Origin of the sequence: Coleofasciculaceae cyanobacterium, assembly GCA_036703275.1 — a bacterium.
Taxonomy (GTDB): Bacteria; Cyanobacteriota; Cyanobacteriia; order Cyanobacteriales; family Xenococcaceae; genus Waterburya.
Genome location: DATNPK010000098.1, coordinates 102,370 through 114,993 on the forward strand (window position 1 = coordinate 102,370; position 12,624 = coordinate 114,993).

The window sequence follows — 12,624 nt, forward strand, 5'->3', positions numbered from 1 at the left end:
CTCAGAAACTATTTGTACCTTACTCTCGTCAAAAATAATGGAGCAAAAACTTAAGCTGAAATATTAAAGTGAATGTTTTTATCTTATTTAAAATTACTAATCTTGTAATATTTCAGGAACTAACAACAGTGCCACTACAATCAATGAATTTAAACAATCATCTAAAAACTTTGGTTTCGCTATTTACTATTCCTGGAGCGATCGCATTACTAGGTATACCAAGCAGCGTCAACGCCCTTTCAGTAGATAATTTGAGTCTGAATAGTACTCACCAGTTACGGCAAGTTTTGAGTCAAAATAGCGAACCGCCAGAGGTAATTATTAATGAACCTAATCGTCGTTCTGTTCCCTCATCTTCTTCTACTGTCACTCGTAATGGAGATACCAGATTTACTTGTGAACTAGTTAATGGTGAATACACTGTAATGTATTATCCCGAAAGCCAGCCCAATGAGAAATATCCTTGGGCTATTCCCAGTGAGTTAGGCGGTGGTTGGACTCCTGAGAAACGCTGCGATGCGATTACTTCTCGCTTTGAATCTTATCGTGAGGATGGATTGCTAGAGTTGACTACTGGAACTGAAAATGGCTACGATACAATCTGTGTAACTACTCAGTTAGACCCCACAGACTGCCGTATTGTTTTGACTGTTCCCCCTGGACAAGATCCTCAGCTAACTCGCGATCTAATCTTTGATAATTTATTAGTTGCTGATGACGGCGGTTCAACTCAAGGAGTATATACCTTTGGTGACAATCAATCCAGCAGCGATATTTTAGGTGAGATCGGTAACGTAATTAATGGTAAAAACGGGAATACGCCCCGTAATTCTCCAGAAAATATTGACCTCAGACCTTTTTTAGATCCTGCTGATGGTGGTACAGGACAACAGTTAAAAAGCAATTCCGCTGTACCCCAATCTAATAACGTTCAACACAAGCCAGCTCTGTTTAAGTAGCAAGTAGCCCTAAAGGACTCTATCACGGATACCGCTTCGCATATAGCTTCGCGTCGCAGTAGCGAGTAGCAAGTCGAGATAAAAACAGGCAAGAGTTTATTGAGTCCCAGAATTTCTCTTGCTTGTTTTTTTGTTTAACTACTCTTTGAATCAAAGAACAATATCTATTTGGCTATTAGCTAATAGCTAATAGCTAACAGCTTATTTAAGCGTGAGCCAACAATTGATCGGCTTGTTTAGCGGTTTCAAAGAAATAACGCACATTATCTTCAGGAGTGCCAACTAAAACACCATGTCCTAAATTAAGAATATGTCCTTGATCGCCTGCTTTGCGAATCGTGTCTAAGATGCGATCTCGAATCACTTCTCTAGAACCAAACAAAACCCCAGGATCTATATTACCCTGTACTTTCATCTCTTTGCCTAATCGCTGTCTGGCTTCTGCCATGTCAACTGTCCAATCTACGTTGATGATATCTGCCCCAGAAGAAGTCATGCGCTCTAATAAACCTGCGCTACCGCTGACCAAAAGTATCAGGGGTGTATCGGGATGAGTTTCTTTTACCTTACGAAATACCTGCTGCTGATAAGGTAAAGCAAAAGCTTCATAATCTTGGGGACATAATTGTCCTGCCCAAGAATCGAACATCTGTACTGCTTGAGCGCCACAGTCGATTTGATAGCAAATATAAGTAGCGATCGCATCAGCCAACTTACTCAACAACTGATGTAAAATCGTTGGATCTGAAAAAGCCATCCCTTTTATATTGGCATAGGTTTTTGAACCTTTTCCCTCTACTGCATAAGCAGCCAAAGTCCATGGCGCACCGACGAAACCTAGTACTGTGGATTTATTATTTACTTCAGAACGCAGACTTTGTAAGATCGTTTTGATAAAAGGAAGAGACTCTTCTGGTTCTAAGGCGCGTAATTCATCTACCTGCTGTTGAGAACGAATCGGCGAACTAATAATCGGGCCTTTTCCTTCGGCGATATCCATTTCGATCCCTAAGCCAGGCAGGGGCGTAACAATATCGGAAAACATAATTACACCATCGGGTTGGAAAGCTTTCCAAGGTTGCAAAGAGATCTCAATTGCTACTTCGGGAATCTCGGAACGTTCGCGGAAGCTAGGATATTTGGCTCGGATATCGCGATATGCTTTCATATATCTGCCCGCTTGCCGCATCATCCATACAGGAGGACGTTCTAGCTTTTCGCCACGGGCTGCTCTTAACAATAATGGCGTTTCATTCGCTCCACTCATTTTATTAAATCCATTTAATATTTTTTTTTAGCGCAACTGTTAGCTTACCATTGCGCAAGGGTTTGATTGTCCTGGTAAATTGTTTAATTATATGAAGTTGTGCTGGAAAATTTGGTTTCTTTCTGGCCTATTGTATTCAGACTGCCGTAGCAGACAATTCACAGGCAGGAATTGACACCAAAGAACAGATTTTTTTGTCTAAGTCGGTAATGGAATATGGTTTTACTAGACAGGCATCATAATCGAGTTGTGCAGTTGAATGAAGCCCTTGAGCAGTAGAGCTGACTATTAGCATAATCGGAATGTTGCGAGTTAGCCAATCCAATCTTAACGCTGCAATTAATTGTAGACGAACTATCTGTGACCACTCTAAATCTAGAATTATTAAATCGGGTTGATTTTGTTGTACCCAAGATAAAGCATTATGTGCATCTGAAACCGAAAGAAAAACTTGATGAAACGAAGCCAGGATCGAAGAATTTGAGGCGAGATTTACATCATCATCATTATTATTATTATTATTAATTACGAGTACCGTTTTCGAGCAGTAGTCAAAAGTCGCACTATGATTCATGATTCATAAGTTCATTTTTGAATGAAACACAAAGATACTTCAGGGATCGATTGTTAATAGTCTAGCGTTGATTTTTAATTAGCTAAAATTAATTTTTCAACTGGTCTTGAAACTCTTAGCAAAATTAAACTAAACTTAATTTACTAATACATCCAAAACGCAGTATCAGTTAAATATGTTGGGAAGTTTTCAGCAAAGCAACTTGCGAATCGAAATAGATGCCTCAGAGAAAATTATTCGAGATAGTTTACTTGAAAGCGATCGTCTCAAACAATGGATGTGGCCTCAAAGTTTTGCTTCTTTGTCAGGCAGCTTAAGTCCAGGAGATACTTTTGTTAGTTCTTTCGGGTTGGTAGAAATTGAACATCAGGTAGAAACTGTCGAAGAGAATAGTTTACGCCTCTTATTGAGTAAAGGCATCGATGGTTTTCACGAATGGCATTGGGGTGATGGCTGGTTACAGTCTCATTTAGAAGGCGTTTCGTTGTTACCACTCAATTTTGGGCAAACTTTCAGCCTGTTTCGCTTGCGTCAATACCTTGGTTCTAACAATACTAATAATAACTAAGCAATCTTGTGAGTCAGATTGGTAATCGATAGTTGTTTTTAAGAACTAGCCTCCAACTGTCTAAACTCTTCTTGCAAAATCTTTACTAACTGACTGTTTCCCTGCACTTGAGCTACCTGCAAACGATGTCTTAAGTTGCAGCGTACATTTTGTAAATGCTTTTGTTTGGAAGCAAGATCCTTCAGCTGATATTTAAGGATACTTACAGCTAGATCAATTGCCTCTGCTGGATGGGAATCTAAATTTGTTGAGTAAATTACCGACTTGTAATTAATTTCGTCCAAATTACTATTTAAACGAGCTGTGCTTTCGAGTGAAGATATATGGCGAGGTAGCTTAAGTTTCTTCTGCTGATAAAAAGTTTCTGCCCCCATTGCTTCGTCATAAAAGCTAGGTGGTCGATAATTTGATGAATTAGGGGATAGATTTAACATTACTTTATATTTTTCCTGCTAACACCCAAAATAGCCAAAGTAGATCAAAATTTAAGTTGAGTTATAATTGACCAACGGTCCGTGCCGTCTCCGTCGTGTCTTGGCGAGCATTCACGGTTAAACCGCACTCCTGCCCTTGCCCTAAAGCATACCGCTCCGAGACCGAAGGGAATCCTTTAGGGCAAGCGGCAGAGTAATCTGTGACTACTAAAAATAGCAAGGCATTTAACCAATAAATGCCTCTAGTTCAAACAACTAATCTTTAGTGTAGTGAATACCACGGTAGGTCAAATCTGATTTGGCGTTGTGGTTGTGACGATGTTGTTCTTTTAGGTAATGCACCTTCCAAGGTTTACCGCGATACATTCCGCCAACCTCGCCTTCACTTACGTCCATTGCTACATTAGTATGTTCGTAAGTTTTTCCTCTAAATTGTAGTCTCATTGTTGCACCTTTGATCTAAAATATTATTTTCTATATGATTCAGCAGTAATAATTATGTAACCTCATGTTTTACACTAAACAAAGCTGGTTATCAAATAGCGATTTTTCTGCCTTATATAGATAATATAGTTTATTTCTGTAACTGTTGTTACCATTTTAGTAAAACAAAAGAATCGTAATTTAACTTTATACAGTTTTTGGATTTAAGGTTAGGGCAAAATCGACTTGAGCATACAAATGTTCTAAGTCAGCATCGTTATTCAGGACAATATCAGCTAAAGCGACTTTTTCTGACAAAGGAAGTTGATTATCAATTCTCGCCTGCGCTTGCTCAAGAGTTAAGCCATTGCGCTGTTGCAATCGAGCAATTTGTAAAGAACGATCGCAACTAACTACCCAAATCTCGGTCACCGTGTCAGTTAAGTTGGCTTCAAATAAAAGAGGAATAGCCAATACTATTGTATCGTTTTGAGTACGCTGTAATTCTTGGGTAAAGCGATCGCGAACAAAAGGATGAATCTTGCTTTCTAGCCATTGTTTCTCTTTAGGGTCATTAAAAATAATTTCTGCCAAAGCAGAACGATTGAGACTAGTATCTGGCAATTTAAGGCGATCGCCATATCGCGCCAAAACATTTTGTAATATAGGAGAATCCTGGGCAAGTGCTTGTCTGGCATAAATATCTGCATCTAAAACTGGTAAATTATATTTCTCTGCCAAGTAATTTGATACGGTGGTTTTTCCTGTACCAATTCCCCCTGTCAATCCAATAAGTCGATTTGCTAATTCCATGTTTAACTGATGCTGAATATTGACGTTTCTAACCACAGAAGGTTTTTCTAGCTACGGAAGCTTGATAAACTATTGCGAGACAATTTTAAGTTATTAAGTTAAGGAGCAAAACTTTTGTTAGATCAGAAGGCAAAAAAAACAATGCTACGTAAGATTCCCCACGGACTATACATTTGTGGTGTCAAAGAAGGTGAGGAAATGAATGGTTTTACCGTTAGCTGGCTAATGCAATCTTCTTTTGAACCACCTTTAGTGGTTAACTGTGTCAAAAAAGGCACTATTTCCCATAAAATGATCGAAAACACTCAAGTATTTGCGATTAGTTTTTTAGAAGCAGACCAAAAAGATCTAGCTGCATCTTTCTTCAAACCTAAAGCCCGTGTTGGTAACAAATTTGAAGATGTAGAGTTTTATCCAGGAGAAGAGACAGGCTGTCCAATTATTAAAGACTCTTTGGGATACATTGAATGTAAAGTTGTCGATACAGTAGAAGAAGGCGATCACACTGTTTATGTCTCAGAAGTAATTGCTTCTGGTATTCATCGCGAAGGCGATCAACTGCTATTATCTAGCACTGGTTGGGAATACGGCGGTTAAAATGTCTGTCCGCTGGGAGTAAATTAAAGTGTGAAGTAATGTTTTATGCGTTGGGTTACACGACTGCTAACCCAACCAAATAGCTAATTTTCAATACTTTCTTTTTGAACAAGACGCGTTTTATTGATTCAATTCAAGTATTAAAAACATTCGCAACTATCGCGCCAGTTTAACATTGTGAGCGAGAAGTCCCGCGCTGTATTGCCAAGGATGTAGCAAATCAGCATCGAGACGGCGTGGAACATGGCGAGGTTTCCTCGCCGTTTCCGCCTCATGAAAGCGCGACGCGGAGGACGGACGCGGATGCGTTAGCTAATTCTTTAGGGCTAGCTAATCATGCACGGGCATATCCTTTAAAAAACTTGGCAACGTAGTGTAATTTGTCATACACTCGCCCTACAAAATGGTAAAATAGTTGTATGATTCTAAATTAACGCTATAGATTATATCCCGACGCACAACAAGCAGAGCTACTCAATGAGTGGCTTGAGACTTGTCGTGTCAGCTATAACTACGCACTATGGGAACTGAAAGATTGGATTGCTTCTAAAAAGTGTCTGATTGATCGGTGCAGTCTAGAATCAGAATACATTATGTCGGTTATCTAATACAGAATATTAATAATAAACAACAACAACGGCTATATTTTTTTACGTGGCGACATCTGACTCGTACGTTGTAGCCTAGACCTAAGTTTTTCAAGACAGCGCACCGTCGGCTGAGAGTGCTACAAAAGCGTCTGTCAAGAAAGATGAAACGGGGAAAGAACTACGAGAAAGCGAGAATTATTGTAGCCAAACAACATAACCATATAGCGTTCAAACGTGCTGACTATCAATTCAAACTAGCCCATAAACTCTATGACATGGCAGATACGATCTACGTTGAAGATTGTGACTTTCGTATTATGGCAAAGGGTATGCTGGGCAAGCATACAATTGATGCAGCATTTGGTAAACAGCGAGACATATCAAAATATGTAGCTCGAAAGCGAGATGTATTTATTGGTCGGATAGACCATCGTGGGACATCTCAAACCTTTCCTAACTGCCGTACTGAAGTCAGAAAAGATCTAAGCGTGAGGCTGCATGAATGCAACGAATGTGATTATGTTGTCGATAGAGACATAGCCTCAGCGCAGGAAATATGCAATCGAGGAATAGAAACGTACGGCATAAACGCCTGGGGAAACCCCAGGCGACGCGCACTCACGTATCGGGGAACTCCCGAAAAGCACGCGAATAATGCGGGAGGAAAATCCACACCGCATTTTCGCTCAAGAAATTGGCACTCTTGAGTCTTACTGTCGGGGAACTTTGTTCTAGATAAGTGGCGTTTTAGGGGAGCAAGATCCATTGGCGACAATGGAAGCCAGCACCGTAATCAAAGATTACGGTGTCTGGAGGATGTCACTGCTACATAAGTTGACAGTTACCAAAGCATCACCTGGTAATAAATTGTCTAAACAGAGGATTGCTATATTAACAAAAAGTATTCAATGAGAAGATGGAAATTATTCTGGCACTTGGTCTAGGAGTTACCCTGAGTGCAGCTTCTGGATTTCGCTTGTTTGTGCCTCCATTAGCGTTAAGTTTGGCTGCGCTTTATGGAGATCTAGAACTGTCTTTTGGCTTTGATTGGGTGGGAACATATCCTACCGCGATCGCTCTGGGGATAGCTACCGTAGTCGAAATCTTTGCTTATTACATTCCTGTCGTAGATAACTTTTTGGATACGATTGAAATTCCTACCGCAGTTACCATCGGTACTTTATTAACGGCGGCTACCTTGGGGGATGTTGATTCATTATTATTATGGTGGCTAATAGCAGCGATCGCAGGAGGCGGTACAGCAGGTATTGTTGTGGCTTTTACGGCTCTAACCAGGCTAGCTTTTACAGGAATGACGGGGGGGTTAGGTAATTTTTTAGTAGCCACTACAGAAGCATTAAGCTCTGGTGTCTTGTCAATTTTAGCTTTAACTATACTGCCTTTGGCCATGGCTTTAGTACTTGGTCTATTAATCTTAGCGATAGTTAGACTGACTAAGTTTATTGCTGCACGCAAACGCAAGCAAAACAGAAATTCCAAGACTTGAGCAAGTTTTTCTGCAAGTTTCAGAAAATTATTTACCAAGCGTGGAGCGTAAAGCCGTGTGGCTTTAGCCCACGGATATAAGCGAGCAACAGATTTAGAAGCTGTTGAGTCAAATTTATTTGGCAGTCCTAAAGGATAAGCTTCGAGACCGAAGGGCGGAGTGCGGTTTATCCGTGAATCCGTGATTGGCATATCCTTTAGGGGACATTTTCTAAAAAGAGACTGGTAATCGCTAAAACTATAGCAAATCAGTCCCTTTCGCTATTAATATGTAAATTATTGACAAATAGATGAATTATCGGCAGTTATTTCACCATTTTCCCAATAACTGGTGCTTGAGCTAAGGTAACTTGCTTTTGTTGGGCAATAATTGCTTGAGATTGACGAACTTCAGCATTAATTGCTACTGTCTTAACGTCATACATCTGAGTAAAAAGCTTAGGATAAACTCCAATACCAAGAATTAAAACTAGAAAACAGGCAGCAATAAAGATTTCTCTGGGATTAGCATCATCAAAAGGAGCTTCTCCTGGTAATACACAGTTATTACCGAAACATACCGCTGGCTCATTGGTAGGCTGCTTCATTTTTAACCAATCGATATCACAGGCTAGAGCTTCATTAGAATTGAAGAATACTAATCTAAGCATAGACAACAAATAAATGGGAGTCATGATGATTCCTAGCGCAGCTAGAAAGACAATTACAGTAGAAAAGGTAGGACTATAAACATCATTGCTAGTCATACCCACAAATACAGCAATTTCACTAGCAAAACCACTCATTCCAGGAAGAGCCAAAGATGCCATTGCACCTGCGGTAAAGAGGGCGAAAACTTTAGGCATGACCAAAGCTACACCGTCCATGCGATCCATAAATAAAGTATGTGTGCGATCGTAAGTTACTCCTGTGAGGAAGAACAGCACTGAAGCAATTAAACCGTGGGATAACATTTGCAGCATGGCGCCACTAGTGCCGATATCAGTGAAGGAAGCGATACCTAGCAACACAAACCCCATATGAGAAACCGAAGAGTATGCTAAACGGCGTTTCATGTTGGTTTGAGCAAAAGAACTAAAGCCACCATAAACGATGTTGATCACGCCTAATGTTGCTAATATCGGAGCAAAGTAAACGTGTGCATCAGTCAATAGCTCCATATTGAAGCGAATCAAACCATAACCACCCATCTTAAGCAGTACGCCTGCTAAAATCATCGATACTGGGGCAGAGGCTTCGCCATGAGCATCTGGTAGCCAGGTATGCAATGGGAAAATAGCTAATTTAACTCCGAAAGCAATTAGTAAGCCTGCATACAAAGGCATTTCTAAAGCTAAAGGATAATCTTTCAAAGCTAAAGCAGCAAGATCAAAAGTAAGGTTATCACCATAGAAAGCCATACCAAAACCTGCTACCAGGATAAATATAGATGCTGCTGCGGTGTAAAGTAAAAATTTGGTGGCTGCGTAACGACGCTTGGAACCTCCCCAAATTGAAACTAATAGATACACAGGAACTAATTCTAATTCCCACATTACGAAAAACAACAGCATATCCTGAGCTACGAAAACTCCAATCTGCGCTGAATATAGCACCAGCATTAGGAAATAGAATAAGCGAGGTTTGCAATCTACCTGCCAAGCAGATAACATGGCCAAAGTTGTCACAAATCCTGCTAGCAAAACTAGGGGTGCAGATATGCCATCTACTGACACTGACCAACTAATACCTAGCTGGGGAATCCAGCTATAGCTTTCTGTTAGTTGGAATTGTGCGTTGCTGGTATCGTAATTGTTCCAGAACGCATATCCCATTAGTATAAAATCTGCAATACCGACACTAAGAGCATACCAACGAACGGTTTTACCTTTTTTGTCGCGAATAAGAGGAATTGCTAGAGCAGCTAGCAGCGGTAAAAAGATAATCGCGGTAAGCCAGGGAAATTGAGCTACCATTGTAAATTTTTGCCTATAAAATTAATTGTTAATAAAAGTATATATTATATTAAGCTTTGTTAAGAAAATTGTTATTTTAGATGAAATAAATTTGGCTAGATTTTGAGTAAGTTAAGAAATAGTCTTTTCAGTTTTCGATGATTGAGCTATTTCAACTATGAAGTGATGGAATCTCATACATTTGGGCCAAAGCGATCGCTGCTCTCTTTGTCTACAAACAGAGTTACTTCTAACCAATATTCAAATTAATTTAGCTCGAACACCAATAATTAATCATTAATAGTCAAATACTAAGTATCAATCTCAGCCAAAATACTTAGAGCCAATTGGTGTAAATATTTTTCTCTGGCAACCATTGCCGAACTGGGTTTGAGGTCAAAAGTCGCCAGCATATCTCGCCAACGATAAGACCAATCATGCTTGAGTAAACAATTGGCAACGTTTGTGCGACTAATTCGAGCTAATCTTTCGGGTTGGGCGTCAAGTTCAGCGATCGCATCAACTACGTCTGTTCCTAATAAATCAACTTTAATAATCGGATCTTCCCAATCAAAGTAGTGAGGAAAAGCTGATCCAGCCGGTGGCATTCCTACCATTACCGTTCCTGCTGCTGCCCCTTCAAAAAAGCGATAGCCAATTTCTTGAGTTCCGCCAGTTTCTTCAGTAGAGTCAAATTTGGCGTAATTAGTAATGTTGTAACGACTTCTTTGGAACAAATTAGCTAACAAGATTCGATGTTCTCTGGGATTACCAATCTCTAGTTTTCCTTTGAGCGTATCGTGGTAATAAAAGAAATTATTTTGGGCTGCTCTTTCGATCAAAGATTGATGAATATCAGGCGCTCGCCTTCCTACATAAGAAACATCAATCAAACGCTGAGGAGGATTAGGATAGGGAGAAAACCTAAGAGTATCAACAGCAGGAGGAATATAAGTTACAGGAGGCTCAATTAATTTGCTTAATTCTTCTACACACTGAGTTACTCCTAAAAAAACCCGATCAAAATTCGACCAAGGCTCTTTAAATAACCGTTGTATTTTTAGATCGGGTTGCCACATCTCGGTAATAAAGCAAGCGGTATGACGACACTTATCACGCCATCCTTTAATTGATTCTAATAAATGGAACTGCCAAGGATTATCTAATACCGCAAATAGCAGGTCATACTCATGTTCCAAGACTAACTCTTGAGCAGGAAAAGGGGCAATATTAATAGCCAACTTATTAGAAGAACCTAAATATTTTGCTGTACGGTAAACCTTCTGCGCAATATCAAACCCCCGATTGGGGATCGGAGTATGTAATTGCGCCAGTTCTAAATCTGTCAGCAAATCTTCAAGTTCATAGATACAGCAATTTGCTGCTTGAAAACGAAATCCACGAACAGAAACAACCAGAATACGTGGCGATTGGTCTGCATCTACAGAAGAAAAATTACTAGGCATTGTCAAAAGACCTTACAGTTTTGTGTTCGAGCTTTCAGAAAATAACGTTCAATAATGTTACATTTTTTTTGCCGTATTTGCTATCGCTTCATTTAGTATCTCAAGCCTATTGCTTGAGATATAGTTTTAAGCCCTGCTTGTTCTTTGACAATCACCAAACCTTAATTCAATTTGGTTAAATTAGCATTCTGATAATAGTGAGCTAAGATTTGATGATAATTTACTCCCTGCTGTGCCAAAAAATAAGCACCCCACTGGCTTAGGCCTAGTCCATGCCCAAAACCACGACCTTTGATCTGAAGATTATTGCCGTCAGTAGAGACACGAAATAAAGTGCTTCGGAGGTCAAGGGCTTGGCGTAGATTTTTACCGCTAACAGTAGTAGTGCCGCGATCGCCTGTAACTTTCATGGTAATTATTCGACCATGAGGAGTCATTTTTTCAGGCTGTAAACCGCTAATTCTACCGACACCAGCTACTAAACTTTGAATTTTACTGACAGGAATTACCTGTTGCCACTCGAACACGGGAGACTTCTGGTCATAATCGACTACGCTTCTTAGATAGGGTAAAGGAGCAGTCCAGACATCCTCAACATTCTCCGTATACCCTCCAGAAGAAGAATGAAAAGCTGCTAAAATTACTTCGTTGTTGTAGGTCATAATTTGACCTAACGTGCCATCAACCGCTTCATGAGTGGTAGTGTATTCGCTATCTAAACCATGATAAACCTGAGTACCAATGGTTGTGTCCACATCATAAATACCATTAGACGTATTGTGCTTATAAAGAGCATAGGAACGAGCAGCTACAGCCTGTGCTTTTAAAGCTTCGATCGGCCAAGTAGAAATTGCTTCAGCACCGACTACGCTATATAAATATTGTTCTAAATCGACATTATTAATCGCAGTAATACTATTGTCCTGACGAATTAGACGAGTTTTGCCCCGATACCAGCGATCGCCAATCCAAACATAACCATTGTTTTGAGGCTCAATAATTAATTCACCTGCACCAACACGATCATTAATTGCGATCGTCTTCCCTTTAAGCTTGGCTGCTAAAGAGGACATTGGAGTAAGTTGGCCTAGCTGCTTTCCAGCACCGTCTCTGACTATAGCAGTAGTGGAACTACCTATTTTAACACTAGAAACCTCTTTTTTAATCGCTACTTTTAATTCGATAGCTTGAGCAGGGAAGACAAATAATAACCAAATAAATAAAGAGAAGATCCAGTGGCTTTTATAGTTTAAAAATTTAGATTTAGTAATAAAATTAATTGATTTGAGGTTGGTGAATGTCATTTTCTTGATACCTATTCCTTAAGAAAAGATCGCCATCAATATATTGCGGTATTTTATCGCTGATGACAATAGAAATTTCGACAATTTTTCTGGGGGGGGGAAATATCTATATTTTCTAGGAGCGCCACAAATACATCACAGCTAAGGTTTATCCAGCACTACTGTTTGCCCTGGAAGAACTGCAATTTC

Annotated in this window: 14 protein-coding genes and 1 pseudogene; 7 read left to right on the plus strand and 8 right to left on the minus strand. The window is 39.8% G+C overall.

The annotated features are described in order from the left end of the window. Positions 1-143: 143 nt before the first annotated feature. Positions 144-959 (plus strand): COP23 domain-containing protein, encoded by an 816-nt coding sequence (locus V6C71_21490; protein ID HEY9771034.1) that lies wholly within the window; start codon positions 144-146, stop codon positions 957-959. Positions 960-1,164: 205 nt separating this feature from the next. Here the strand turns inward: V6C71_21490 and hemE are convergent, their stop codons facing one another. Beyond that, positions 1,165-2,226: a uroporphyrinogen decarboxylase gene (hemE, locus tag V6C71_21495; protein HEY9771035.1), complete on the minus strand. Its 1,062-nt coding sequence runs from the start codon at positions 2,224-2,226 to the stop codon at positions 1,165-1,167. Between the two features lie 136 nt (positions 2,227-2,362). Next, positions 2,363-2,800 (minus strand): response regulator, encoded by a 438-nt coding sequence (locus tag V6C71_21500; protein HEY9771036.1) that lies wholly within the window; start codon positions 2,798-2,800, stop codon positions 2,363-2,365. Between the two features lie 175 nt (positions 2,801-2,975). Between V6C71_21500 and V6C71_21505 the strand changes: the two genes are divergently transcribed. Beyond that, on the plus strand, positions 2,976-3,368 hold the full coding sequence (locus V6C71_21505; GenBank protein ID HEY9771037.1) for a hypothetical protein: 393 nt from the start codon (positions 2,976-2,978) through the stop codon (positions 3,366-3,368). A gap of 38 nt (positions 3,369-3,406) precedes the next feature. On the opposite strand, the gene V6C71_21510 is transcribed toward V6C71_21505, so the two are convergent. From V6C71_21510 to coaE, 3 genes are all read right to left on the minus strand, one after another. After that, positions 3,407-3,802, minus strand: a complete 396-nt coding sequence (locus tag V6C71_21510; GenBank protein HEY9771038.1) for a hypothetical protein — start codon at positions 3,800-3,802, stop codon at positions 3,407-3,409. Between the two features lie 255 nt (positions 3,803-4,057). Beyond that, entirely contained in the window at positions 4,058-4,246 is a 189-nt protein-coding gene (locus V6C71_21515) for a DUF4278 domain-containing protein (protein ID HEY9771039.1), read from the minus strand. Between the two features lie 186 nt (positions 4,247-4,432). Beyond that, positions 4,433-5,074 carry a dephospho-CoA kinase gene (gene coaE, locus V6C71_21520; GenBank protein HEY9771040.1) on the minus strand — a complete coding sequence of 214 codons (642 nt, stop codon included), beginning with the start codon at positions 5,072-5,074 and terminating at the stop codon, positions 4,433-4,435. A gap of 105 nt (positions 5,075-5,179) precedes the next feature. On the opposite strand from coaE, the gene V6C71_21525 reads away from it, so the two are divergent. From V6C71_21525 to V6C71_21545, 5 genes and pseudogenes are all read left to right on the plus strand, one after another. Further along, positions 5,180-5,635: a flavin reductase family protein gene (locus V6C71_21525; protein ID HEY9771041.1), complete on the plus strand. Its 456-nt coding sequence runs from the start codon at positions 5,180-5,182 to the stop codon at positions 5,633-5,635. Between the two features lie 236 nt (positions 5,636-5,871). After that, on the plus strand, positions 5,872-6,009 hold the full coding sequence (locus tag V6C71_21530) for a hypothetical protein (GenBank protein HEY9771042.1): 138 nt from the start codon (positions 5,872-5,874) through the stop codon (positions 6,007-6,009). Positions 6,010-6,126: 117 nt separating this feature from the next. Further along, positions 6,127-6,243 (plus strand): annotated as a pseudogene (locus V6C71_21535) (transposase). A 116-nt stretch (positions 6,244-6,359) separates the two neighbouring features. After that, positions 6,360-6,932, plus strand: a complete 573-nt coding sequence (locus tag V6C71_21540; protein ID HEY9771043.1) for a transposase — start codon at positions 6,360-6,362, stop codon at positions 6,930-6,932. A gap of 209 nt (positions 6,933-7,141) precedes the next feature. Further along, entirely contained in the window at positions 7,142-7,732 is a 591-nt protein-coding gene (locus V6C71_21545; GenBank protein HEY9771044.1) for a DUF4126 domain-containing protein, read from the plus strand. Between the two features lie 304 nt (positions 7,733-8,036). Here the strand turns inward: V6C71_21545 and V6C71_21550 are convergent, their stop codons facing one another. From V6C71_21550 to V6C71_21560, 3 genes are all read right to left on the minus strand, one after another. Continuing rightward, on the minus strand, positions 8,037-9,686 hold the full coding sequence (locus V6C71_21550) for an NAD(P)H-quinone oxidoreductase subunit 4 (GenBank protein HEY9771045.1): 1,650 nt from the start codon (positions 9,684-9,686) through the stop codon (positions 8,037-8,039). 290 nt (positions 9,687-9,976) lie between these two features. Next, on the minus strand, positions 9,977-11,131 hold the full coding sequence (locus V6C71_21555; GenBank protein ID HEY9771046.1) for a glycosyltransferase: 1,155 nt from the start codon (positions 11,129-11,131) through the stop codon (positions 9,977-9,979). A 161-nt stretch (positions 11,132-11,292) separates the two neighbouring features. Next, positions 11,293-12,435 (minus strand): SpoIID/LytB domain-containing protein, encoded by a 1,143-nt coding sequence (locus V6C71_21560; GenBank protein HEY9771047.1) that lies wholly within the window; start codon positions 12,433-12,435, stop codon positions 11,293-11,295. Positions 12,436-12,624: the final 189 nt, after the last annotated feature.